Consider the following 24636-nt stretch of genomic DNA (forward strand, 5'->3'; position numbering starts at 1 on the left):
TGTCTGCCCAGTTGGGCCCGGCGCGGGCCCGGACGGCCCGGACCGGGAGCGGCGACGAGATGAACAGCGACAGCAGGCTGACGCACATCGACGATGCGGGCGCGGCCCGTATGGTCGATGTCTCCCGGAAGGACGTCACCGTCCGCACCGCCCGGGCGAGCGGCCGGGTCCTGGTCTCCCCCCGGGTGGTGGAACTCCTCCGGGGCGGGGGCGTCCCCAAGGGCGACGCGCTCGCGACCGCGCGGATCGCCGGGATCATGGGTGCCAAGCGCACCCCCGAGCTGATCCCGCTCTGCCATCCGCTGGCGATCTCCGGGGTGACGGTCGATCTGACGGTCGCGGACGACGCCGTGGAGCTGGCCGCGACGGTACGGACCACCGACCGCACCGGGGTGGAGATGGAGGCGCTGACCGCCGTCACCGTGGCCGCGCTGACCGTCGTCGACATGGTGAAGGCGGTGGACAAGGCCGCCGTGATCACCGAGGTGCGGGTGGAGGAGAAGACCGGCGGGAAGTCCGGCGACTGGAGCCGGGCATGAGCGGGGACGGCACCGCCGAGGACCGCCCCCGGACGCAGGGTTCCGCCCAGGACCCGGCCCCGGACGGCCGGGGCACGGACGCCGACGGCGCCCCCGCGACGATCGGCGGCGACCGCGCGGCGGGCTCCGCCCCGGGTGCCGACGCGGGCCCCGGCCCGGGCCGAAGCCCCTTGACCGGTCCGCCCGGTCCGACCGGTCCGACCGGCGACGGCGCCCCGCGCGCGCTCGTGATCACCGCGTCCAACCGGGCGGCGGCCGGTGTGTACGCGGACCGGGGCGGCCCCCTCCTCGCCGAAGGGCTCGCGGCGCTCGGCTTCGCGGTGGACGGGCCGCTGGTCGTGCCCGACGGCGCCCCCGTCGAACAGGCCCTGCGGACCGGGGTGCGCGCGGGCTACGCCGTCATCCTCACCACCGGCGGCACCGGTGTCTCGCCCACCGACCGCACCCCCGAGGCCACCCGTGCCGTGCTGGACCGCGAGATCCCCGGCATCCCCGAGGCCCTGCGCGCCCACGGCCGGGAGAAGGTGCCGACCGCCGTGCTCTCCCGCGGCCTCGCCGGGGTCGCGGACCGCACCCTGATCGTCAATCTGCCCGGCTCCACCGGGGGTGTGCGCGACGGTCTCGCCGTGCTCGGCCCGCTGCTGCCGCACACCGTGGACCAGCTCCGCGGCGGCGACCACCCGGCCCCGTCCGCCCCGTCCGCCTCCCCGACCCGGTCCTCCCCGTCCGGCCGGCCCACCTCGCCGACCCCGTCCGCACCCTCCCCCGGGGCCGCGCCGAGCACCGCCGGGGGCCCCCGCTGAACGCGTCCTGGCCGGTGGTCCTGAGGGACGGCGACATCCTTCTCCGTCCCATAAAACTGCGCGACCAGCGCGACTGGCGCGAGGTCAACCGCCGCAACCGCGACTGGCTGCGCCCCTGGGAGGCGACCATTCCGCCGCCTGTCCCCGGCGCGCCCGCCGCCCGGCGGCCGACCTACCGCCAGATGGTCCGCCATCTGCGGACCGAGGCCAACGCCGGACGGATGCTCCCCTTCGTCATCGAGTACCGGGGCAGGCTGGTGGGTCAGCTCACCGTGGCGGGCATCACCTGGGGCTCCATGTGCTCGGGCCATGTCGGCTACTGGGTGGACCGCGAGGTCGCCGGACGAGGGGTGATGCCGACCGCCGTCGCGCTCGCCGTCGACCACTGTTTCCACGCGGTCGGTCTGCACCGCATGGAGGTCTGCATCCGGCCGGAGAACGTCCCCAGCCGCCGGGTGGTGGAGAAGCTGGGGTTCCGCGAGGAGGGGCTGCGGCCCCGCTATCTCCATATCGACGGTGCCTGGCGGGACCACCTGGTCTTCGCCCTCACCGCCGAGGAGGCCGCCGACGGGCTCCTGCGCCGCTGGCACCGGGCCCGGCCGGGCGCGCACCACCCGGAAGAAGGCGCGCACCACCCGGAAGAGGGGGCCGAAGCCGGAAAATGAAACATGTGTTCGAATGCAAGCGCCGTCATCCATGTGCTGATCGCACCTATCAGAAAAAAGTCATTGATATGAGCGGGAACGTGCGACACACCGGGCCAATTGGCGGATGCCGCCTTCAGAATCCCTCTACGGTGTGACCGTGAGCAGCAGCGGCCTCATCTACGCAGTCATCGTCGGGGCCTGGGCCGCCTACCTGGTGCCGATGTGGCTCCGCAGGCAGGACGAGTTGAACGAGGCTCGTCCGACGGAACGCTTCTCCACCGCCATCCGGCTGCTGTCGGGCCGCGGTGCGATGGAGCGCCGGTACGCCAAGGAGCTGCGCGAGCGCACCGCGGGGGAGGCCGGTCCCGCTGTGGACCCGGACGCCGTCACGGACCGCCTGAACGCGGTGGACGTCCGGCCCTTCGTCGCGCCCCGGGGCGAGGGCAGGCCGGAAGCGGCGGCGCGCCTCCAGGCACCGGCGGCCCAGGCGGCGGCCCCGGCACCCGCGGTCCCGTCGCCGGTGTCCCCGTCCCCGGCGGCCCCGTCGCCGGGCGCCCCGGCACCGGCACCGGCCGCGGTCCGGGCGCGCCGTCCGCGCCCCGGTGTCGCCGCCGAACGCGCCCGGCGCGGCAAGGTGCTGGCCCGGCGCAGACGGACCACCACCCTGCTGTTCCTGACGTTCACGCTCGGCTCGGTCGCCGCCGCGGTCGGCGGGCTCGGCTTCCTGTGGGCCCCGGCGGTCCCCGCCGTCCTCCTCAGCGCCTATATCGCCTATCTGCGCAAGCAGGAGCGCCAGCGCTTCGTCGTGGTGATGGACCGCCGCCGGGCCGAGGTCGCGGCCCAGCGGCTGCGCGAGCGGGGCCGCCGGCCCGCCCCGGCCCCCGGTGCCCCGGCCGAGCAGCTCGCCGAGCCCGAGGCCGTCCGCGCCGAGCCGGAGCCGCCCCCGCTCTCCCCGCAGACCGCCGACCGGCGGGCCCTGGTCGAGCAGACCGACCACGCGGAGTGGGTGGACCAGCAGCGGGCCTCGGGCCCGGCGTCCGGCGGTAGCTGGGACCCCGTCCCGGTGCCGCTGCCGACCTATGTCACCGCCCCGGTCGCCCCGCGCTCCACGGGCGGCGTCGACCTGAGCGACCCCGACACCTGGAGCTCCGCCCGGTCCTCCCCGGCGGACCCCGCCCCGGCCGACCAGGCCGCCGCCGCGCCGCCCCGGCGCACCACCCGCGAGCGCGGCCGGACCCCGCTGTTCGACCAGTACGCCGACGACGACCGGCCGCGGGCGGCCAACGAGTGACCCCGGGGGCGGCCGTCTCGCGGCCGCCCTCCGGTCCCCCGTGACCAGCGCGGGAGCGGATTTCCGAGCAGCCCGATGGGGATGCTAGAGTTTCACTCGTTGCAAGGGCCTGTGGCGCAGTCCGGTAGCGCACCTCGTTCGCATCGAGGGGGCCAGGGGTTCAAATCCCCTCAGGTCCACCGCAACGAAGACCCCGTACGATCATCGCGATCGTGCGGGGTCTTCGCTCTGTCCCGGCACTCTTCGCGCTGCCCGGACGACCGGCTTCGCGCTCGGGGCTCCGCGCGGGCGCCCGTCCGCTCCCGCGCGGGCCGGACACCGGCCCGCGGACGGGCCTCCTCACCCCCTCCCGGCGGCGGCGCGGTCCCGGATCTCCGCGGGGGTGTTTCCGGCCGTCCTTCCGGGGCGGTGGATATCCGTACTCCGATGGCGTCTTCGGCGCCGGGGGTCCCGCGCGGTCGCGCGGTTGTGCGCGGGGCGGACATCCGGAGGTCTCAATTCGGAGGCGGGGGCGGGAATTGCGTGCGGCCCGGAAATAGCCGATGCAAAAGAAGAAATGCGGCGCCGTTCCGGAAAAATGATCTGCACGATACCGAAAAACGCTTGAGGTGGGGAGGAAGGCAGCAGCGGGCCCCCGGGAGAATGGCCGATAAGCGTCCCCGGGCTCCGGGCCATTTCCGGCGCTGTTGTACGGCGGTGCAGTGCCCGGCGGACGGGGTCCCCCGGGCGGCCCGCCGGGGCCGGCACAGGCCGCCCCGGCCGGGCGGAGGCCGGGCGCGGGCCCGGTCCGGCCGGGCGTCCGGGCTAGCGGGCCGTCGAGCCGCCGTCGACCGGGAGGACCGCGCCCGTGACGAAGGAGGCGAGGTCGCTGAGGAGCCAGGCGGCGGCGTGGGCCACCTCCTCGGGCGCGGCGGCCCGCCCCTGGGGGACCTTCGCGCGCATCCGGGGCCCGGCCTGGGGGTCGCGGGCGAAGACGGCCTCGGTCATCTCCGACAGGGTCAGCCCGGTGGCCAGGGCGTTGACCCGGACACCGGCGTCGGCGTACTGGATCGCGGCCGACCGGGTCAGCCCCACTACCGCATGTTTTGACGCGATATAAGCGGGACCCATGGACGTCGCCCGTACACCGGCCGTACTGCTGTTGTTCACGATTGCGCCGCCCGAACCTGCTAGCAGGGCCGGAATCTCGTACCGCAGGCAATTCCACACGCCCCGCACATTGGTCTCCATGACGAGGTCGTAATCGGCGTCCTCGGTGGTGTGCAGCGGGGCGGCCGGGGTGACCGTCCCGGCGTTGTTGAAGGCTCCGTCGAGCCCGCCGTAACGGTCGACGCAGAGGTCCACGGCGCGGGCGACGGCGGCCGGGTCCCGGACGTCGCCCACCGCCGGATGGGCCTCGGCCCCGGTGGCCCGCAGGGTGCGGATCAGCGCGTCCAGCCGGTCCGCGCGCCGGGCGAGCAGCACCAGGCGGGCGCCCTGCGCGGCGAAGACGTGCGCCGCGGCGGCCCCGATACCGCTGCTGGCCCCGGTGACCAGCACTCTCTTCCCCGGCAGCAGCCCGCCCACCGGGGTGTCGGCGGCGCCGGACGAGCCGGTCACCGCGCCCCGCCGCCGGGCGCGGGCTCCCAGAGGGTCCCCGCCGCCGCCTCCGCGTCCACCCGCCGGATCAGCTCCTCGTCGATCGACGCCACAGACGTCACCACATGCCTCACCCCCACCTCCCGCATCAACTCTGGCTGAAAGCCCTGCGGGAAGTCGCTCGGCGCGCCGATGAACGCGGTGCCGAGCCGCCGGGCCTCCTCCCCGACCCTGGCCACGTCGTCGATGAAGAGCGCCCGCTCCGGGGCGAGTCCGAAGATGTCCTCGGCGATCTCCCGCAGCCCGGGGCGGAAGTCGTTCGTGCACACATAGCGAGGTTTGTCGAACAGCTCCGCCACTCGCCCGAGATGGCGCTCGAAGTGGGTGATGTCCAGCCCTCCGTAGCAGATCACGGGCAGGCCCAGCGCGCGCAGCCGCTCCAGCAGTTCTTCGGCGCCGTCCCGCATCCGTACCGGATGCTCCTTGAGGAACTCCTCACGTTCCCGCAGATAGCTGTCGATGGTGGCCGACGGGCTCGCCCCCGACCCCGTGACCTCGGCGAGCACCCGCCCGGCCACCAGCCGTGTCTGCGAGAAGACCCGGCGTTCCAACTCGGCGGTGTACAGACCGCCACGGCTCGTCACAAAGCGATGGATCATAGGACTGAACGTGTCGTTCAGCAGGACGCCGTCGATGTTGACGGCAGCGAGGCTCAGTCGGCTCAGTTCCTTGGACAAAACGTGTGTCCTATCCCTGCGGACCGGTTGGGGAGTTATTGACAGCGCGGATGACGGGCGCTGGTCGAACAGCAAGCCGTACGGGGACCAACAGCCCAGCCCGCCGAGGTAGGTGGTCGTTCCAATGACCTCGGTCCGGGGTAAATCACCGACGTTGACGTAAATGGCCGGTGGGCGCTCGTGATTCTGGCACCTTTACCGGATCTTTGCTAGGGCTTGAATAGCTCGGCTCAGTCTGTACGTTGAAGAGTGTCGCGTTCGCCGCAGTACGTTTCTTGTGGGAGGGACATGACCATGCCGTTACGCCGGGAAAGCCTCGCCGTCGTCGATCGCCCCGTCGCGCACGGGCCGTTCACCACCACGGTTCCCCGGGAGTACGTCCACCGGGCGGCACTCGCCGAGGTGTTCCTCACCGGTATTCACCCCACGGGCCTCGACAGTCTCACGGTGACCGCCCAGTGGCCGCGCGCCCATACCTTCTACGGACCCACGGCCGGGGTCCACGACCCGCTGATGTTCATCGAGAGCCTGCGCCAGGCCGTGAACCTGATCACGCACACCGTCTACGCCGCGCCGATGGACCACCACCAGATCTGGCGCCACCTCAGCGTCGACCTCGACCGGGACGCGCTGTTCGTGGGGGACACCCCCGCCTCCATCGAGCTGGACATCCGCTGCGCCGACGTGGAGCGGCGCGGGAGCGCGCTGCGCGGGATGCGGATGGAGGTGACGGGCCGCCGGGACGGCCACTACCTCGGCAGCGCGGTCAGCAGCGTGACCTCCCTCCCGAGAACGGTGTACCGCAGACTCAGAGGCCCCCACGCCGAGGTCTGGAAGGGCGCCACGAAGGCGCTGCCGCTGCCGCCGCCGGTGCCGCCCGCGCTGGTGGGGCGCTCGCGCCCCGAGGACGTCGTCCTCGCCCCGACCCGGGTCAGGGACCGCTGGCAACTGCGCGCGGACACCAGCCACCCGATTCTCTTCGACCATCCGCAGGACCACGCCCCGGGGATGCTGCTGCTGGAGGCGGCCCGGCAGGCCGCGCTGGCGGTCAGCCCGCCGGTGCCGGTCGTGCCGGTGGGGACCGAGGCGGTGTTCCACCGGTATGTGGAGCTGGACGACGACTGCTGGATCGAGGCGGTCCCGATCGCCCCGGACGCCCGGGGCGACAGCCGGACCCGGGTCGTCGCCCTCCAGCGGGACGCATGCCTCTTCGAGTGCACCGTGACGACGGCGCCCGTGACCCCGCTGCCGTTCTAGGGCGACAGGGACCGGACCCGCCCGGGAGGCCCCGGGGAGCCCCGCGAAAGCCGGGGCACACCCCGGATGCACCCCGGACGCCGTCCGGGCCGCCCGCCGCGCCTGGCCCTCGCCTGGACCGCGTCCGGGCTGCGCCTGGGCCGTGCCGCCGTGCGCGGGGGAGCTGGCCCGCGGCGATCAGGTGAGCGGTTTCACATAGCAGCGGCTCGCGTCGTAGTGCCGGTAGTGGCCGAACTTCCGCAGCGCCGGTGCGTAGCCGCTGGAGGCGTACAGGGCGATCGCCTCGGGCTGCCGGTCCCCGGTCTCCAGGACCATCCGGGCCCGGCCCGCCGCGCGGGCGTCCTCCTCCAGCAGGGTGAGCAGCTTCCGCGCGTACCCCCGCCCCCGGGCCTCGGGGACCACATACATCCGCTTCAGCTCGGCGTCGCCGTCCGCGTACCCCTCCTCGCCCGCGCGCTGGGTCCGCCAGCCGCCGCTGGCCACGGGCCTGCCCTCCACGTCGTACACCAGCAGGAAGAGCCCGGTCGGCGGGGCGAAATGCGCGGGGTGGATCACGGTCGCGTCGCCGCCGTCCTCGTACCGCTCGTCGTACTCGCGCTGCACCCGCTCGTTGAGCAGGACGGCGTCCGGATGGTCGAAGGAGGTGGGGCGTATGTCCAGGGAACGGGTGTCCATGGTCAGAGGGTACGGGTGCACGAAATGTGGTGGTACGGAATAGGGCCGGGCGGGCCGTCCCGGGTAAAGTGCCTGGATGCTCACCGTGACCTCCGTGAATGTCAATGGGCTCCGTGCCGCCGCGAAGAAGGGCTTCGTGGAGTGGCTCGCGGGCGCCGCCGCCGATGTGATCTGCCTCCAGGAGGTCCGGGCGGAGCCGGAGCAGCTTCCGGAGGGGGTGCGGCGGCCCGAGGGGTGGTTCACGGCGCACGCCCCGGCCGGGGCCAAGGGCCGCGCGGGCGTCTCCCTCTACACCCGCCGGGAGCCGGACGAGGTGCGCGTCGGATTCGGCGTCCCCGAGTTCGCGCACAGCGGCCGGTACATCGAGGCCGATCTGCCCGGGGTGACCGTGGCCAGCCTCTACCTTCCCTCCGGTGAGGTGGGGACGGAGCGCCAGGACGAGAAGTACCGCTTCATGGACGCTTTTCTGCCGTATCTGAGCGAGCTGCGGGCCCGCTCGGCGGCGGCCGGGCGGGAGGTCGTCGTCTGCGGCGACTGGAACATCGCCCATCACGAGGCCGACCTCAAGAACTGGCGCGGCAACAAGAAGAACGCCGGATTCCTGCCGGAGGAGCGCGCCTGGCTCTCCCGGGTCCTCGACGGCGGCGACGGAGGCGAGGGCGACCAGGGCGGCGAGGGCGGCGACAGTGCCGGATATGCCGGATATGTGGATGTCGTGCGCGCGCTCCACCCCGATCAGGAGGGCCCCTACACCTGGTGGTCCTACCGGGGCCGCGCCTTCGACAACGACAGCGGCTGGCGCATCGACCTCCAGGCGGCGACGCCGTCCCTCGCGGCCCGCGCGGTCAAGGGGTACGTGGAGCGCGCGGCCACCCATGAGGAGCGCTGGAGCGACCACGCGCCCGTGACCGTCGTCTACGAGCTGTAGCCCGGTCGCGGCACACGGCATGCGGCGTGCGCGCCCCGTGGCGCGGCGCGCGGCTCAGGGGGTGCGCCGGTGGTCCTGGACCTCGCGCGGCCCCGGCACGTCCCGTCGCCGCGACACCTCCCGGGCCCGTGGCATCTCGTGGCGCCCCCGGGCGTCCCGGCACTCCGCCGCCGGTTCATGGGGCTGCCGCAGCCGCCGGTCCAGCGCCATCGACAGCTCCGCCTCGACGACGCTCCTCGCGAGGGGCCGCAGCCGGTCCGCGTCCCCGTCCGGGACATGGGTCCGCAGCACGCCGACGAACAGCTCCGCCAGCGCGTCCGCGTGCGTCCGCACCCGCCGTCCGGCGTCCAGCACCGTCGCCAGCGGCACCCCTTCCCGTACCAGCGCCGCCGACACATCGAGCAGCCGTCGGCTGATGTGCACGATCTCGCCGCCGTCGGTGGCCAGATAGCCGAGGTCGAGCGCGGTCGCCAGATTCTCCGGGGTGACCTCGCCCGCGAAGTGGTCGGCCAGGTCCTCGGGGGTGAGCCGGACCGGGGTCTCCTCGCTCGGCTCGCCCAGGCCCAGCACCTCGCCCACGTCCCGCCCGCTCTCGAACGCCTTGGCGAGATCGGCGATTCCGTTCAGGGTGTGGCCCCGTTCGAGCAGCGCGGAGATCGTCCGCAGCCGGGCCAGATGGTGGTCGCCGTACCAGGCGATCCGGCCCTGTCGGCGGGGCGGGGCCAGCAGTCCGCGCTCGCGGTAGAAGCGCACGGTGCGCACCGTGACGCCGGCCCGGTCGGCCAGCTCCTCCATGCGGTATTCGCGTCCTTCTGCCACGGGTAAAGCCTATGTTGTCGGGTGGGTAACTTGGCGGGTCCTCCCTCTACCGCTGGGTATCTCCGCTGCTCTACCCTCCCATTGCGCCAGTGATTGCTGGCATGGTCCAGCGTTCTGGACCCGGTTGTGACGTTCCGTGGGAACGTCCCGTTTGTGACGTTCAGTGGTGGCGTTCGGTGGAGGCGGCATGAGCCGGCAACGACATGAGCAACAGCACGGACAGAAACACCAGCGGAAGCAGGAACGGCAGTACGAGGACGAACGGGAGTCCGCACAACGGACCCATGTCCGCGTCGCCGTCATCGGCGCCGGCTTCGGCGGCATCGGCGCGGCGGTACGGCTGCGCCGCGAGGGCATCACCGACTTCGTCGTCCTGGAGCGCGCCGACTCCGTGGGCGGCACCTGGCGCGACAACACCTACCCCGGCTGCGCCTGCGATGTGCCGTCCCACCTCTACTCCTTCTCCTTCGCCCCCAACCCCGACTGGCCGCGCACCTTCTCCGGCCAGGAGCACATCCGCGCCTATCTGGAGCATGTGACGGACGTCTTCCGCGTCCGCCCCCATCTGCGGCTGGGCCATGAGGTGCGCCGGATGGCCTGGGACCCCGACGCGCTCCACTGGACCGTCGAGACCAGCGGGGGCGTGTTCACGGCGGACGTGGTCGTCTCCGCGGCCGGTCCGCTCTCCGACCCCAAGGTCCCCGACATCCCCGGTATCGACGGCTTCCCGGGCGAGGTCTTCCACACCTCCCGTTGGAACCACGGCCTCGATCTGCGCGGCAAGCGGGTCGCCGTGGTCGGCACGGGCGCCTCCGCGATCCAGATCGTCCCCGCGATCCAGCCGCGGGCCGAGCGGCTGACCCTCTTCCAGCGGACCCCGCCATGGGTGATGCCCCGGATGGACCGGCGGATCAGCGACGCCGAGCGCTGGCTCCACCGGCAGTTCCCCGCCACCGGGACGCTGCGCCGCGGTCTGCTCTGGGGCGTGCGCGAAATCCAGGTCTCCGCCTTCACCAGGCAGCCCGCCCGGCTCGTGCCGGTCGAGGCGCTGGCCCGTCTCCATCTGGCCAGGTCCATCAAGGACCCCGGGCTGCGCGCCAGGCTGACCCCCTCGTACCGCATCGGCTGCAAGCGCATCCTGCTGTCCAGCGACTACTACCCCACGCTCACCCGGCCCAATGTCACCGTGGTGTCCTCGGCCCTGAGCGAGGTCAGGGGCTCGACGCTGATCGCGGCGGACGGCACGCAGAGCGAGGCCGACGTGCTCGTCTTCGGCACGGGCTTCCGCGTCACCGACGTGCCCATCGCGGAACGGGTCGTCGACGGGGACGGGCGCACGCTCGCCGAAGCCTGGGAGAAGGACGGGATGCAGTCCCTGCGCGGGGCGACCACCGCCGGGTTCCCCAACTGGATGACGGTCATCGGCCCCAACACCGGCCTGGGGAACTCCTCGATGATCCTCATGATCGAGTCCCATCTGAACTACATGGCCGACTATCTGCGGCAGTTGACCGTGCTCGGCCGCGGCACCGCGCTCGCCGTGCGCCCGGCGGCCCAGGCCGCCTGGAACCGGAAGGTGCAGGCGAGGATGGAGCGCACCGTGTGGAACAGCGGTGGCTGCACGAGCTGGTACCTCGACGCACAGGGCCGCAACACCACCATCTGGCCGGGCAGCACCGGCGAGTTCCGCAGGCTGACCCGCGAGGTCGATCTGGCCGAGTACGACATCCTCCGCGCCCGCGTCCGGGCGGACGCCTCCGTTCCGGCCGTGGAGGCCGCGCGATGAGCGCCCAAACAGGCCCCCGGCCGGGCCCTCGGACGGGCGCCCGGACGGGCGCCGGGCCGGTGGGACGGACAGAGCGAACAGAGCGGACAGAGCAGATGGAACAGCGGGAACGGGCAGGGCTCATGGGGCAGGCAGGGCGTGCGGGACGGGAGTGGCGGGACGATCTGTCCCCGGCGGGCGGGCTCGACCACCGCACCCTCTACGCCGTCTCCGCCGACGGCTCCCGGATACACACGCAGGTCTACGGCCCCGACGGCGCGCCCGCGGTCGTCCTGGTCCATGGCTGGACCTGCTCGACGGAGTTCTGGCGCGAGCAGATACGGGAGCTGTCGGCGGACTGCCGGGTCGTCGTCTACGACCAGCGCGGTCACGGCCGCAGCCCCGCCGGACCCACCGGGCCCGGCATCCTCGCCGACGATCTGGAGGCCGTGCTCACCGCCGTGCTCGAACCCGGCGAACCCGCCGTGATCGCCGGGCACTCCATGGGCGGGATGACCGTGATGGCCTCCTCCCGCCGGGCCGCGTTCAACGGCCACGCCGCCGCCGTGCTGCTGCTCAGCACCGGCAGCTCCCGTCTGGTCGAGGAGGCCCTGGTGTTCCCGGGGCGGCGCACACCGCTGCGGGAGCGCCTCACCCTCGCGCTCCTCGGCTCCACGGTCCCGATGGGGCCGGTCAACCCGGTCTCCCGGCGGCTGCTCCGCTACGCCACGATGGCCCGGACCTCGGCCCCGGAGCAGGTCGCCGCGTGCGCCCGGATCGTGCGGGCGTGCCCGCCCCGGGTGCGGGCCGCCTGGGCCCGGGTGCTGGCGGAGCTGGACCTCGACATGGAGGTCCGCGCGCTGCACGTGCCCACCGTCGTGGCGGTGGGCACGGAGGACCGGCTCACCCCGATGGTGCACGCCCGGCGGCTCGCCGCGACGCTGCCCGAATGCGTGGAGCTGGTGGAGATCTCCGGGGCGGGCCATATGACCCCGGTGGAGACACCGTTGACCGTCAGCTCCCTCGTCCGGGGGCTCGTCCGCGACCACCTTCCCGTTCCCCGGGACACGGGTACGGGCGCGCCCGCGGACACCGGTACGGACCTGGGCACGGGCACGGAGATCGGCGCGGAGATCGGTACCGGGATGGGCACGGACACGGGCGAACGGGAGAGGGCCGTATGAGCAGGGTGGGTCTGGACGGGCAGGTCGTCGTGGTCACCGGCGCGGCGCGGGGCCTCGGGGAGCTGATGGCCCGCAAGCTCTCCGCGCGCGGCGCGCGGCTGGCGCTGGTGGGGCTGGAGGCCGACGAGCTGAAGCGGGTCGCCGCCCGGCTGCACGGCGACGCCGAGTGGTGGCATGCCGACGTCACCGATCACGAGGTGATGACCCGGGTCGCGGCGGAGGTCAAGGAGCGGTTCGGCAAGGTCGACACCGTCGTCGCCAACGCGGGTGTCGCGACCGGCGGGGCCTTCGCCGGGTCCGACCCGGTCGCCTGGCGGCGGGTGATCGAGGTCAACCTCATCGGCAGCGCGGTCACGGCCCGCGCCTTCCTCCCGGCGCTCACGGCGAGCCGGGGCTATCTGCTCCAGATCGCCTCGCTCGCCGCGATCTCCTCGATGCCGCTGATGACGGCCTACTGCGCCTCCAAGTCGGGTGTCGAGGCGTTCGCCCACGGGCTGCGCGCGGAGGTCGGCCACCAAGGGGTGCGGGTCGGTGTGGCGTATCTGTCCTGGACCGACACGGACATGGTGCGCGGAGTCGACCAGCACGCGGTCCTGGCCGAGCTGCGGCGGCGGCTGCCCTGGCCCATCGGCCGGACCTATCCCATCGGGCCGACCACGGACCGGCTGGTCGCGGGGATAGAGCGGCGTGCCGCGCATGTCTACGGGCAGCCGTGGGTGCGGGCGATGCAGCCGCTGCGGGGCGCGGTGCCGGGACTGGTCGCCCGTGCCTCACGGCGGGAGATGCGGTCCTTCGCCCCGAAGCTGGCGGAGCTGGGCCCTGACCCGGGCCGCCTCGTCGGCGCGGGCGGCGAGGCGGACGAGGCGGCGCGGGGCACCACGGCCTGACCCCACCGGGCACCCTCGGTACTCGGCGCCCGCCTGTTTCCGTGTGGTGCCCGGTGTCGGTCTGCGGCCCGGTATCCGGGTGCCGGGCTACTGGTCACCGTTCTGTGCCGGGCCCGGGCCCTGAGTGGTTCCGGGTCCGGCGCCCGGTCGCCCCTCGGGTGGGCTGCCTCCGGCCCGGGGCCCTGGCATCCGGCTGCGGCCCGGTTCCGGTACTCGGCCTGAGGGGTCCGGCATCGGGCCACTGCCTCGGTACCCGGCGCCCGCCCGCTTCCGTGCGGTGCCCGGTGTCGGTCCGCGATCGGGGTGTCCGACTCCCGCCGCCGGGTCCGGGGTCCTGGGTGGCGGGCGTCGGCCGGGCTGTCTCCGGCTCCGGAGCCCGGGCCACCGGCCCTGGACCGAGGGGGCCGTGCGTTCCGGTACCCGGTCCGAGAGGTCCGGTACCCGGCTCCGGCCTGTAGCCCCGGGCGTCCGGCGCCCCGGGTGCCGGGCTACTGGTCACCGTCCTGTGCCGGGCCCGGGCCCTGAGCGGTTCCGGGTACGGCCCCCGGCGCTCAGGCGTCCGTGCCCGGAGCATGTCGGGTACGGGACGCCCCGGGCACCCGGTCCTCGGGCCCGACGGACCCGAGGACTCCAGGCCCCCCGGCCCCGGGCGCCCCGCCCCGTTCAGCGCGGTGGCAGCCGCGGTCGGCCGCGGTCCGGGACCTGTTCGTAGCCCGGGGGGCGGGCGGGCGGGTGGTCGGCCAGGGCCGCGAGGGCCAGGGCCACCGCCTCGTCGAGTCCGGCGTGGCGGCCCTCGGCCCAGTCGAGCGGGGTCCGCAGGGCCTCCACGTCCGGTTCGACGCCGTGGTTCTCCACGGACCAGCCGTACGCGTCGAACCAGGCCGCGTTCATCGGCACCGTGATCACCGTGCCGTCCCCCAGCCGGTGCCGCCCGGTCATCCCGACCACCCCGCCCCAGGTCCGCGTCCCCACCACGGGCCCCAGCCCCAGCAGCTTGAACGCGGCGGTGATCATGTCCCCGTCGGACGAGGTCGCCTCGTCCGCGAGCGCCACCACCGGGCCGCGCGGCGCGTTCGACGCGTACGACACCGGCTGGGCGTCCCGGGTCAGGTCCCAGCCGAGGATGCGCCGGGTCAGCTTCTCCACCACCAGCTCGCTGATGTGGCCGCCCGCGTTCCCCCGGACGTCGACGATCAGCGCCGGGCGGGAGACTTCGAGCCGCAGATCCCGGTTGAACTGCGCCCAGCCGGAGCCGCCCAGGTCCGGGATGTGGAGATAGCCGCAGCGGCCCCCGCTCAACTCCCGTACCACCGCCCGCCGCTTGGCCACCCAGTGCTGGTAGCGCAGGGGCCGCTCGTCCACCAGCGGGATCACCGCCACCCGCCGGGCACCCCCGTCGTCGGTGCGGAAGGTCAGCTCGACGGTGGTGCCCCCGGCCCCCGCGAGCATGGGGAAGGGACCGGCGACCGGGTCCACCGGCCGTCCGTCGACATGGGTGATGACCGCGCCCTCCGGGATGCCCGTCCCGGCCAGCGGGGACCGCGCCTTGGAGTCGGACGACTCGCCCGGCAGGATGCGCCGGACCACCCACCGGCCGTCCCGGCGGACCAGATCGGCACCCAGCATCCCCATCGGCCGCTGATAGTGCGGCGGGCCCTCGTTCCGCCGGGCGGCGGCGACATAGGCGTGCGAGGTGCCCAGCTCGCCCAGCACCTCCCGGAGCAGATCCGCGAACTCGTCCGGCGCCGCGACCCGTTCCACCAGCGGCCGGTACTGGGCGAGCACCCCGTCCCAGTCGACCCCGCTCAGACCCGGGTCCCAGAAGTACGCCCGCACCGCCCGGCCCGCCTCCGCGAAGGACTGCCGCCACTCGGACGGCGGGTCGACCTCGTGCAGAATCCGCCGCAGATCGATGAGAACGGTCGACTCCGCGTCCCCGGGCTCGGTCGCGGGCACGGCGCTCAGCTCGTCCTCGTCCATGACCACCAGCCGGGTGCCGTCCCCGCTCACGTCGAACCAGTCGATGTGCGACATGAGTTCCGTGCGGCTGGCCCGGGAGATGTCGAAGTGCTCCAGGGTGGGGCGGCCGGAGGTGTCCGCGGGGTTGACGAAGGTCTCGCCGAGCGCCCCCGAGATCGGCCAGCGCAGCCAGACCAGACCGCCGCCGCTCACCGGCTCCAGCGAGGAGTACTTCGACGCCGCGACGGGGAACGGCGTCACCCGGCTCGCCAGCCCCGCCACCTCCACCATGACCGGCGTCGGCCGCGGCCCCGTATCCGTTTCGGCCTCATCGGCCGGAACGGGCTCCTCCAGCGGATCGAGACCCCCCGCGGCGGGCCGTCCGTCCGGCGAGAGCGCGAAGGGGGAGGGGGTCGCGGACGACAGGGGGACGAGATAGGGGCGGCAGCCCAGCGGGAACGAGAGGTCGCCGGTGTGGACGTCGTACACCGGGTCGAAGCCGCGCCAGGAGAGAAAGGCCAGGTAGCGGCCGTCGCCGGTGAAGACGGGGTTCTCGTCCTCGAAACGGCCGTCGGTGACGTCGACGATCGTCCGGTCCTGGATGCGGGCGAGTTTGACGCGGCGCAGGGAGCGGCCCACACCGGGGTGCGACCAGGTGAGCCAGGAGCCGTCGGGGGAGAAGGCGAGGTCGCGCACGGGGCCGTTGACGGAACGGATCAGCTCGACGACACCGTCGGCGACGATGTCCGCGTCGACCGCCGTGGCCGCCGTGGCCGTTGTGGCCCAGGTGGTCGACGGGGCCGCCGCGCCCCCACCCGCCGCACCGGTCCCGGTCCCGCTCACACCCCCTTCCCCTGCCCCTTCCTCCCCTTCCGCCCCTTCCTCTGCTTCCTCTGCTTCCTCTGCTTCCTCGGTGTCGAGCAGCAGCAGCCGCCCGTCGTGCGAGGCCACTGCCAGCCGCTCGCCCGCCGGGTCCGACACCAGCTCGTGCACGTGCCCCAGCAGCCCCCGGGCCAGCCGCCTCGGCTCCCGTTCCCCGCTCGCCCGGGGCAGATACGCGATCTCCACCGCGTCCTCGCCCCCGGCGTCCGTCACATAGGCCACCCGGCCGCCGCCGCCCAGCATCACCGGCAGCCGCACCCGTACCCCCGGGGTGTCCGCGATCGTCCGCGCGGGCCCGTCGCGGTGCGTGAGCCAGTACAGACTGCCGCGCACGGACACGGCGCAGGCCCGTCCCGTCGTGTCCACGGAGACGGCGTCGACATGGCTGGCCGCCGGGACCTGGTACGGGCGCCGCCCCGTGCGCGGGCCGCCGAGCCGGACCTCCAGACGGCGCGGCACCGCGTCCGGCGACGCCAGATCCTCGGCGATCCACAGCTCGCCCGCGCACTGGTACACCACCCGCCGCCCGTCGCTCGACGCATGGCGGGCGTAGAACGCGTCGTGGTCGGTGTGGCGCCGCAGATCGCCGCCGTCGGGCCGGCAGGAGTAGAGATTGCCGATCCCCTCGTGATCGGAGAGGAACGCGATCCGGCCCGCGACGAACATCGGACAGTCGAGCTGTCCGCCGAGACCGGCGAGCAGCCGCCGCCCGTGCAGCCAGAGCCGACCCGTCGCGCCGCCCCGGTACCGCTTCCAGGAGGCGGGCTCGTGCGGCGGCCGTCCCGTCAGCAGCAGGGTGCGGTGCTCCCCCTCGACGTCGGCGACGGCGATGTCCGAGACCGGTCCCCACGGCAGCCGTCCGCCGGGGCCGCCGTCCGTGGGCACGCTGTAGGCCCAGGAGAAGTACGAGAACGGCTGTCCGCGCGAGGAGACGGCGAGGACGTGCCCGTCGGGGGCCCAGCCGCAGACCCGGGTGTCGGCGGAGCCCCAGTGGGTGAGCCGCCGGGCCGGTCCGCCCGCCACCGGCACCAGATGGATCTCGGGGTCCAGGCTGCGCCAGTTCGTGTACGCGATCCGGCGGCCGTCGGGGGAGAAGCGGGGGTGGCCGAGCCGGGTCCGGTCCACGGTGAGCCGCCAGGCGCGCCCGGGGCGGTGGCCCGCCGGGACCAGCGGAGCGACCCAGAGGTCGTCCTCGGCGGCGAAGCACAGCAGATCCTCGTGGAGATGAGGGAAGCGGAGATACGCCGGGTCGTCGTCGCTGTCGCTCACCCCTCAATGCTTTCCGGGCCCCGGGGCCCCGGCAACTTCTGGAGCCCCGCGTGAGCCCCGCCGGAGCCGCACGGGAGGCGCCGTACCGGAGCGGAGCGCCCCTTTTGCCCCGAGTGACCGACACCACAGCGAAACGATTTAGTTTCGCTCAACCGTCTCGGTTACCGTTGGCGTCTAGGTGTACGAAACCGTTTCGTTCGGCAAGTGGCAGTGGACGGAACGCGGTACCGGAGCACGGAACACGGGGGGAGGACCGTCCATGACGACCGCACGCAGCAGGCTGACACCCGAACGCGAGGTGGAGCTGTTCGACGCCGTGCTCGCGCTGCTGCGCGAGGTCGGCTACAGCGCGCTGACCATGGACGCCGTCGCCGCCCGTACCCGTTCCAGCAAGGCGACCCTCTACCGCCAGTGGGGCAGCAAGCCCCAGTTGGTCGCCACCGCGCTCCAGCGCTGTCCGCCGCACGGTGACATCGACATCGACACCGGAAGCCTCCGGGGCGACTTCCACGCGCTGCTCTCGCACTCGGACGACGCTCAGATGAAGCAGGACTCCGAGTTGATCCGTGGCCTGTTCCAGGCCGTCCACGAGGACCGCGATCTCTACGAGGCCCTCCAGGAGAGGTTCATCGGCCCGGAGATCAGCAGGCTGACGGAGGTCGTCGACCGGGCGGTCGCCCGGGGCGAGGTCCGTTCCGACAACCCCGCCCGGGAGCTGGCCGCGCACATGCTGCTCGGCGCGTTCTTCACCCGGGAGATCATCGATGACCAGTTCCCGGACCGGGAGTTCCTGACCCGGTACATCGACTCCGTCGTCCTGCCGGCGCTGGAGGCGTGATGCCCTATGTGTAGCGGCTGACGCCCGCCCCGGCCTTCCGGAGCCGTCCCCACCGGCTCCCCTTCGAACTCCCCCTCCCGGTCCCCACCGGGAAGAACCCCCGGCATCCGCCGGACAGCCCGGCACCCCGCCGGGAGCGCCCGGTCCCCACCGGGAGACCCGCTCAGCAGTAACCGCGCAGTATCCGCAGTACCGCACCTGACGCGCGCCGCTCTCGTCCGTCGGGCCGACTCCCCATGCCCTGTTACGTCTCACTCAACGGGAGAAAGCCCTCGTGGCCACGTTCCTCTACAAGCTCGGCCGGATATCCTTCCGCCGCCGCTGGCTCGTCCTCCTGACATGGGTGGCGCTCCTGCTGCTCGCCGGTGTGGGCGCCTCCACCGCCGCCAAGGCCAAGGACCCCGGATTCGCCCTGCCCGGAACCGAGTCCCAGCAAGCGTTCGACCTGATGGAAGAGCGCTTCCCCGGTGCCCAGGCCGACGGTGCGGTCGGCCGTATGGTCTTCAAGGCACCGGACGGCCAGAAGGTGACCGCCGCCGACAACAAGGCGCAGATCACCAAGACCGTCGAAGAGCTGAAGTCCGGCTCGAAGCAGGTCGCCGACGCCGCCGACCCGTTCACCACCGGTGCCGTCTCCAAGGACGGCTCCACCGCCTATGTCACCGTCAGCTACAAGGCCAACGCCATGGAGCTGACCGACGACAGCCGTGAGGCGCTGAAGGAGGCGGGCGAGAAGGCCCGTGCCTCCGGGATGCAGGTCGAGATCGGCGGCGACGCCGCCATGGCCGAGATGGACCCCTCGTCCGCCGAGATGATCGGTATCGGTATCGCGGCCGTCGTCCTGGTCATCACCTTCGGTTCGATGGTCGCCGCCGGTCTGCCGCTGCTCACCGCGATCATCGGTGTCGGTATCGGCATCTCCTCGATCACCGCGCTCGCGAACGTCCTCGACCTGGGCACCACCACCGGCACCCTGGCGACGATGATCGGTCTCGCGGTCGGCATCGACTACGCGCTCTTCATCGTCTCCCGCTACCGCGCCGAGGTGGCCGAGGGCTACAGCCGTGAGGAAGCGATCGGCCGCGCCACCGGTACGGCGGGCTCCGCCGTGGTCTTCGCCGGTCTGACCGTCGTCATCGCCCTGTGCGGCCTCGCCGTCGTCAATATCCCGATCCTCACCAAGATGGGCTTCGCCGCCGCCGCGACCGTCGTCATCGCGGTGGTCATCGCGCTGACCCTGATCCCGGCGCTGCTCGGCTTCGCGGGGAAGATGGCGTTCAGCCGCAAGACCCGCAAGGCGATGAAGGCCGGCATCGAGCCCGCCGCCGCTGCCGCGCAGGCCGCGAACGGCAAGCCCAACGGCGGCACCCGCTGGGCCCGCTTCGTGCTGCGCCGCCCGGTCGCCGTCCTGGTCGCCGCCGTCGTCGGCCTCGGTGTGGTCGCGCTGCCGGTCTCCTCGCTCCAGCTCGGTCTGCCGGACGAGGGCGCCTCCGCGCCGTCCTCCAGCCCGCGCAAGGCGTACGACCTGCTGTCCGAGGGCTTCGGCCCGGGCTTCAACGGTCCGCTGATGACCGTCACCGACCTCAAGGGGAGCGAGGACCCCAAGGCCGCCGCCGATGAGATCGCCGAGCGCCTGGGCAAGCTGGACAACGTCGCCTTCGTGGCCCCCGGTCCGTTGAACAAGGCGGGCGACGCGAGCATCATCACCGTGATCCCGAAGGACCGCCCGGCAGCCCCGGCGACCGAGGACCTCGTCCACGACATCCGTGCCGCGGGCTCCTCGATCAAGGCGGACACCGGGGCCTCGATCCTGGTCACCGGCACCCCCGCGCTGAACATCGACTTCTCGCAGAAGATGAACGACGCGCTGGTGCCGTATCTGGCCCTCGTCGTCGGCCTCGCCTTCCTCCTGCTGGTGCTGGTCTTCCGCTCCATCCTCGTCCCGCTGAAGGCGGCGCTGGGCTTCCTGCTCTCCGTCCTCGCGGCGCTGGGCGCGGTCGTCGCGGTCTACCAGTGGGGCTGGCTGGCCGACCTGTTCAGCGTGGAGCAGCCCGGCCCGATCATGTCGATGATGCCGATCTTCATGGTGGGTGTCGTCTTCGGTCTGGCCATGGACTACGAGGTGTTCCTCGTGACGCGGATGCGCGAGGCGTTCGTCCACGGCGAGCGCCCGGGCGACGCGGTCGTCACCGGCTTCAACCACGGTGCCCGTGTGGTCACCGCCGCCGCCGTCATCATGATCGGTGTCTTCTCCGGCTTCATCTTCTCCGGCGACCAGATGGTCACGATGATGGGCTTCGGCCTCGCGATCGCGGTCCTCTTCGACGCGTTCGTGGTCCGGATGGCGATCGTCCCGGCGGTGCTGGCGCTGCTCGGCGAGAAGGCGTGGTGGCTGCCGTCCTGGCTGGACCGTGTCCTGCCCAACGTGGACGTCGAGGGCGAGAAGCTGTCGAAGCAGCTCGCCGACGCCCCGGAGGACCCGGACGGGGAGCGCCGCCTGGTCGGCGTCTGATCCCGAAGCGCCCCCCTCGGGGCGTCCCGGAGGATACACCGTGGCCGCGTCCACTGCCCCGAAGGGGGCGGCGGGCGCGGCCACGCGCATGCGCGGGCGGCTACTCCAGGGTGGCTCCGGCCGCCGCCGCGTAGGTGTGGCGGATGAAGCGGCTCAGGGCGCTGCTGTCGAACTGGACGACGTCCACGCCGTCCGCCGTGTGGTGCTCCACCACGGCCTGCACCCGGCCGCAGGGCCAGACCTCCACATTGCCGCTGCGGGCGGGGGCGCGCAGCCCGTTCTCCAGCACGTCGAGCGGCAGGGACCAGTCCGTTCCGCTGGGGAAGTCGGTCCCGGTGGGGAAGGTGAGATGGACCGCCCGGGGGTCCTCGGACGGCGCGTAGCGGAGGGCCACGCGCACGGGCCGGTACTGCGGAGCGTCCGTGACGATCCGGCCCCAGGCGTGCTCTTCGACGGTGGCGGTGGCGGACATCGGACGCTCCTCACACTCGTCTTATTTGCCCTCTAATGTCCCATATTTTGCCTAACGGGGACGAGTCCTGCCCGGTCATGCGTGCGAGCGGACCGCGATTGGTCTGTTTTTACGACCGGCGCGCTCTTGCGGGGGCTGTGCAGCAGGCCCACTATCGAGGGCGACCAGGGGTCACCGCCCCGTAGTCGTCCGATACTGCTCTGTCGTTTTCGGTGGCTGTCTGCTGCTGTGCCGTTGTCTGCCCGCTGTCTGTCCGCTGTACCTGTCTGTCTGCTGTGCCTGTCTGCTGCTCACTCCTGCCTCTGTAGGTACGCCCTTGCGCCTGTAGGCGTCTTTCCGCTGCGGAGCCGGTCATGCATGTACCCGACGGATTCATCAACGCACCCGTGTCCCTGGCGGCGGGCGTCGTGGCGGCGGCAGCCGTCGGCGTCTGCCTGCGGGGGGCCCGACAGGAACTCTCCGCCGCCTCTCCCCCCACGGGCCCCGGGGGGAACGAGCGGCTGGCCCCGCTCGCGGGGCTCGTCGCCGCCTTCGTCTTCGCCGCCCAGATGCTCAACTTCCCCGTCGCGGGCGGCACCAGCGGACATCTCCTCGGTGGCACGCTCGCCGCGATCCTCGTCGGCCCGTGCACGGCCGTTCTGTGCCTGGCCGTCGTCCTGCTCGTCCAGTCCCTGCTCTTCGCGGACGGCGGCCTGACGGCGCTCGGGGTGAACGTGCTGATCATGGGCGTGATCACGGTCCTGGTCGGCTACGGGGTCTTCCGTGCCCTGCTCGCCGTCCTGCCCCGTGGGCGGCGCGCGGTCTCCGTCGCCACGTTCGTCGCCGCGCTGGTCTCCGTACCGGCGGCGGCCGCCGCGTTCACCCTCCTCTACGCGGTCGGCGGGACGACGGACATACCCGTGGGGACGGTCCTCGGCGCGATGGTCGGGGTCCATGTCCTCATCGGGACCGGGGAAGCCCTGATCACGATGCTCACGGTCGGGGCGGTGCTCGCGGTACGGCCGGATCTCGTCCATGGCGCGCGCGGGCTGCGCGGCCCGCTCACGCTCCGTGGCGACAGCGGGGACGAGACCAGGGCCGAGACCGAGGACGGCGGGAACGGGAACGGCAACGGGCACGGCGGGCACGGAAACGGCGGCGGGCACGGCAACGGGCACGGCGGCGCGGACGGGGCCGGGGACGAGACCGGGCACAGCACCGGGGACGGCGGCGGCCACAGGGCCGGTGACAGGGCCCGGGGCAAGACCCGGGGCGAGACCGGTGACGGGACCGGTGACGAGACCGGGCATGGCGGCGGTGGCCCCGCCTCCGCCCCCGCCCCGGTGCCGGTGCCGGTGACGGGGCGCTCCCGGACGGCCCCTTCCTCGCGCCGTGTCCTCCTCGGCGGGCTCGCCGTCGCGCTCGTCCTCGCCGGAGGGGTCTCGTACTACGCGTCGGCCAGCCCCGACGGGCTGGAGAAGGTCGCCGCCGACCACGGCATGGACACCCGGGCGAAGGAGCACGCCGCCGACGGCTCCCCGCTCGCCGACTACGGCATCGGCGCCATCGCGAACGCCCGGCTCTCCGGCGGGCTCGCGGGCGTCATCGGCGTCGGCGCGACCGCCGCCGTCGGAGCCGCCGTGCTCTACCCGGTCGTCCGCAGACGCCGTCACCGCCCCGGGCCCGTCCGCACCCGCGTCCGCAGCCGGGAACGCGTCCGCAGCGACCGAGACAGGGGCAACAACAGAGGCAGCGGCAGCCGCGTCCGCAGCCGCAGGGCGGCCCGCCGCACCCGGCTCCCGGAACAGGGCGCCTGAGATGGGCGCGGGCCACGCCGCCCACCGGCTCCACCGCCCCGGTGACTCCCCCGTCCACACCCTCCCCGCCCACTGCAAACTCCTCGCCGTCCTCTGCTTCGTCCTCGCCGTCGTCAGCACCCCGCGCGAGGCGGTGTGGGCCTTCGGCCTCTACGCGCTGCTGCTGGCCGCCGTCGTGGCGGTGGCACGGCTGCCGTTCGGGCTCGTCCTGCGGCGGCTGCTGATCGAAACCCCGTTCGTGGTGTTCGCGCTGCTGCTGCCGTTGACGGTGCCCGGCGAGACGGTCGCACCGGTGGGGGCGGTGGAGCTGAGCGTCCCCGGCCTGTGGGGTGCCTGGAACATCCTCGCCAAGGGCACGCTGGGCGTCGCCGCCTCCGTGATCCTCGCCGCCACCACCGAACTGACCGCGCTCCTCCTCGGCCTTCAGCGGCTGCGGCTGCCCCCGGCGCTGGTGCAGATCACCGCGTTCATGATCCGGTACGCGGACGTCATCACGGAGGAGATGCGACGGATGTCCGTCGCCCGCCGCTCCCGGGGCTTCACGGCGCGCGGCCCCCGGCACTGGCGGGTGCTCGCGGCGTCGGCGGGCGCGCTCTTCGTCCGGGCGTACGAACGGGGGGAACGCGTCCACTTCGCGATGATCAGCCGGGGCGGTACGGGGGCGCTGCCGCAGCTCGCCGACACCACCGCGACCCGGGCCCAGTGGTCGTCCGCGCTGGCGCTCCCGGCGACCGCCCTCGCCGTCTGTCTCATGGGCTGGACGACCCGGTGATCCCGTGAACGAGGCCCCGGCGGCAGCCGTACAGACGGCGTACGACGTAGGGAAGGACCGTAGTACGCCGTACGCAAGGACCGGGCCGCGCGACCGGCCGGGCACCCGTGCCCGTCCCGCGTCCCCGGGCACCCGCCCCGCGCCCGCCTTGGGCACCCGCCCCGCGCAGCGATCAACCGTACGACCGAAAGGGCCGGCATGACCCCCGCCACCGCATCACTCCACATCAGCCGGCTCGCCTTCGCCTACCCCGACGGGCATCAGGCGCTCTTCGGCGTGGACCTCACCGTCGCGCGCGGTGAGCGCGTCGCCCTCCTCGGCCCCAACGGCGCCGGGAAGACGACCCTCGTCCTCCATCTGAACGGCATCCTGGGCGGCGGGGCGGGCGAGGTCCACATCGCCGGTCTCCCCGTCGGACGCCCCCATCTCGCCGAGATCCGCCGCAGGGTCGGCATCGTCTTCCAGGACCCCGACGACCAGCTCTTCATGCCGACCGTCCGCGACGACGTGGCCTTCGGCCCGGCGGGCGCGGGGCTGCGGGGCGACGCGCTCGACGCCCGGGTGACGGCGGCGCTCGACCGGGTCGGGATGGCCGGATACGCCGACCGCCCGCCGCACCACCTCTCCTTCGGGCAGCGCCGCCGGGTCGCGCTCGCCACGGTGCTCGTCATGGAGCCGGAGATCCTGGTGCTCGACGAGCCCTCCTCCAACCTCGACCCGGCCGCGCGCCGCGAACTGGCCGACATCCTCAGGTCCCTGCCGGTCACCGTGCTGATGGTGACCCACGACCTGCCGTACGCGATGGAGCTGTGCCCGCGTTCCGTGATCCTCAGCGGCGGGGTGATCGTCGCCGACGGCCCCACCCGTGAGCTGCTGACGGACGCGGAGCTGCTGCACCGGCACCGGCTGGAGCTGCCGTACGGCTTCGATCCGGCCGCCGCCGTGCGGACCGTCCGCCCCCGCTGAACCAGGACTCCTGTCGTCCGTTGCACCATGGGGGAAACGGCGGGGCAGGTCGACAGCGGC

The 24636-nt window shown here is 73.3% G+C and carries 20 protein-coding genes and 1 tRNA gene; 15 read left to right on the plus strand and 6 right to left on the minus strand.

Annotated features, from left to right (window positions below; genetic code table 11):
- Nucleotides 1-59: 59 nt before the first annotated feature.
- From moaC to CRV15_RS16905, 5 genes are all read left to right on the plus strand, one after another.
- Nucleotides 60-539: a cyclic pyranopterin monophosphate synthase MoaC gene (gene moaC / locus CRV15_RS16885; protein ID WP_029182950.1), complete on the plus strand. Its 480-nt coding sequence runs from the start codon at nt 60-62 to the stop codon at nt 537-539.
- Nucleotides 540-709: 170 nt separating this feature from the next.
- Entirely contained in the window at nt 710-1342 is a 633-nt protein-coding gene (locus CRV15_RS16890; RefSeq protein WP_174391418.1) for a MogA/MoaB family molybdenum cofactor biosynthesis protein, read from the plus strand.
- 14 nt (nt 1343-1356) lie between these two features.
- Complete coding sequence (locus CRV15_RS16895; RefSeq protein WP_003960782.1) at nt 1357-2007, plus strand: GNAT family N-acetyltransferase; 651 nt, start codon at nt 1357-1359, stop codon at nt 2005-2007.
- A 139-nt stretch (nt 2008-2146) separates the two neighbouring features.
- Entirely contained in the window at nt 2147-3280 is a 1134-nt protein-coding gene (gene sepX, locus CRV15_RS16900; RefSeq protein ID WP_029182949.1) for a divisome protein SepX/GlpR, read from the plus strand.
- A gap of 105 nt (nt 3281-3385) precedes the next feature.
- Nucleotides 3386-3459, plus strand: a tRNA-Ala gene (locus tag CRV15_RS16905).
- A 625-nt stretch (nt 3460-4084) separates the two neighbouring features.
- Here the strand turns inward: CRV15_RS16905 and CRV15_RS16910 are convergent.
- Together CRV15_RS16910 and CRV15_RS16915 are read right to left on the minus strand one after the other, a co-directional pair.
- A complete protein-coding gene (locus CRV15_RS16910) occupies nt 4085-4879 on the minus strand; it encodes an SDR family NAD(P)-dependent oxidoreductase (RefSeq protein WP_003960779.1) in 795 nt (264 codons plus the stop codon).
- Nucleotides 4876-5595, minus strand: a complete 720-nt coding sequence (locus CRV15_RS16915; protein WP_003953814.1) for a hypothetical protein — start codon at nt 5593-5595, stop codon at nt 4876-4878. The genes CRV15_RS16910 and CRV15_RS16915 overlap by 4 nt, the downstream gene beginning before the upstream one ends.
- A 288-nt stretch (nt 5596-5883) precedes the next feature.
- On the opposite strand from CRV15_RS16915, the gene CRV15_RS16920 reads away from it, so the two are divergent.
- Nucleotides 5884-6852: a ScbA/BarX family gamma-butyrolactone biosynthesis protein gene (locus tag CRV15_RS16920; protein WP_003960777.1), complete on the plus strand. Its 969-nt coding sequence runs from the start codon at nt 5884-5886 to the stop codon at nt 6850-6852.
- A gap of 177 nt (nt 6853-7029) precedes the next feature.
- Here the strand turns inward: CRV15_RS16920 and CRV15_RS16925 are convergent, their stop codons facing one another.
- Nucleotides 7030-7527 carry a GNAT family N-acetyltransferase gene (locus CRV15_RS16925; protein WP_003960776.1) on the minus strand — a complete coding sequence of 166 codons (498 nt, stop codon included), beginning with the start codon at nt 7525-7527 and terminating at the stop codon, nt 7030-7032.
- Nucleotides 7528-7603: 76 nt separating this feature from the next.
- Between CRV15_RS16925 and CRV15_RS16930 the strand changes: the two genes are divergently transcribed.
- Nucleotides 7604-8455 (plus strand): exodeoxyribonuclease III, encoded by an 852-nt coding sequence (locus CRV15_RS16930; protein WP_003953811.1) that lies wholly within the window; start codon nt 7604-7606, stop codon nt 8453-8455.
- 54 nt (nt 8456-8509) lie between these two features.
- On the opposite strand, the gene CRV15_RS16935 is transcribed toward CRV15_RS16930, so the two are convergent.
- Nucleotides 8510-9250 (minus strand): MerR family transcriptional regulator, encoded by a 741-nt coding sequence (locus CRV15_RS16935; RefSeq protein ID WP_003953810.1) that lies wholly within the window; start codon nt 9248-9250, stop codon nt 8510-8512.
- A 211-nt stretch (nt 9251-9461) separates the two neighbouring features.
- On the opposite strand from CRV15_RS16935, the gene CRV15_RS16940 reads away from it, so the two are divergent.
- The 3 genes from CRV15_RS16940 (at nt 9462) to CRV15_RS16950 (ending at nt 13110) form a co-directional block, all read left to right on the plus strand.
- Nucleotides 9462-11060 carry a flavin-containing monooxygenase gene (locus CRV15_RS16940; protein ID WP_003953809.1) on the plus strand — a complete coding sequence of 533 codons (1599 nt, stop codon included), beginning with the start codon at nt 9462-9464 and terminating at the stop codon, nt 11058-11060.
- A gap of 95 nt (nt 11061-11155) precedes the next feature.
- Nucleotides 11156-12223: an alpha/beta fold hydrolase gene (locus CRV15_RS16945; protein WP_003953808.1), complete on the plus strand. Its 1068-nt coding sequence runs from the start codon at nt 11156-11158 to the stop codon at nt 12221-12223.
- A complete protein-coding gene (locus tag CRV15_RS16950; protein ID WP_003953807.1) occupies nt 12220-13110 on the plus strand; it encodes an SDR family oxidoreductase in 891 nt (296 codons plus the stop codon). The genes CRV15_RS16945 and CRV15_RS16950 overlap by 4 nt, the downstream gene beginning before the upstream one ends.
- Before the next feature lie 663 nt (nt 13111-13773).
- On the opposite strand, the gene CRV15_RS16955 is transcribed toward CRV15_RS16950, so the two are convergent.
- The gene (locus CRV15_RS16955) at nt 13774-17220 is read right to left on the minus strand and encodes a S41 family peptidase (protein ID WP_003953806.1); all 3447 of its coding nucleotides are present in this window, start codon (nt 17218-17220) and stop codon (nt 13774-13776) included.
- A 259-nt stretch (nt 17221-17479) separates the two neighbouring features.
- Here CRV15_RS16955 and CRV15_RS16960 point away from each other — a divergent pair, with 259 nt between their 5' ends.
- Entirely contained in the window at nt 17480-18058 is a 579-nt protein-coding gene (locus CRV15_RS16960; RefSeq protein ID WP_003953805.1) for a TetR/AcrR family transcriptional regulator, read from the plus strand.
- A 274-nt stretch (nt 18059-18332) separates the two neighbouring features.
- Nucleotides 18333-20570, plus strand: a complete 2238-nt coding sequence (locus CRV15_RS16965) for an MMPL family transporter (RefSeq protein WP_003953804.1) — start codon at nt 18333-18335, stop codon at nt 20568-20570.
- Between the two features lie 100 nt (nt 20571-20670).
- Here CRV15_RS16965 and CRV15_RS16970 read toward each other — a convergent pair whose 3' ends face one another.
- The gene (locus CRV15_RS16970; RefSeq protein ID WP_003953803.1) at nt 20671-21042 is read right to left on the minus strand and encodes an SsgA family sporulation/cell division regulator; all 372 of its coding nucleotides are present in this window, start codon (nt 21040-21042) and stop codon (nt 20671-20673) included.
- Between the two features lie 353 nt (nt 21043-21395).
- Between CRV15_RS16970 and CRV15_RS16975 the strand changes: the two genes are divergently transcribed.
- The 3 genes from CRV15_RS16975 (at nt 21396) to CRV15_RS16985 (ending at nt 24576) form a co-directional block, all read left to right on the plus strand.
- A complete protein-coding gene (locus CRV15_RS16975) occupies nt 21396-22838 on the plus strand; it encodes an energy-coupling factor ABC transporter permease (protein ID WP_003960773.1) in 1443 nt (480 codons plus the stop codon).
- 1 nt (nt 22839) lies between these two features.
- On the plus strand, nt 22840-23610 hold the full coding sequence (cbiQ, locus tag CRV15_RS16980) for a cobalt ECF transporter T component CbiQ (RefSeq protein WP_003953800.1): 771 nt from the start codon (nt 22840-22842) through the stop codon (nt 23608-23610).
- A gap of 198 nt (nt 23611-23808) precedes the next feature.
- Nucleotides 23809-24576 (plus strand): energy-coupling factor ABC transporter ATP-binding protein, encoded by a 768-nt coding sequence (locus CRV15_RS16985; protein ID WP_003953799.1) that lies wholly within the window; start codon nt 23809-23811, stop codon nt 24574-24576.
- Nucleotides 24577-24636 lie beyond the last annotated feature (60 nt).

It is taken from the genome of Streptomyces clavuligerus, from assembly GCF_005519465.1.
In the GTDB taxonomy this organism is placed as follows: domain Bacteria; phylum Actinomycetota; class Actinomycetes; order Streptomycetales; family Streptomycetaceae; genus Streptomyces; species Streptomyces clavuligerus.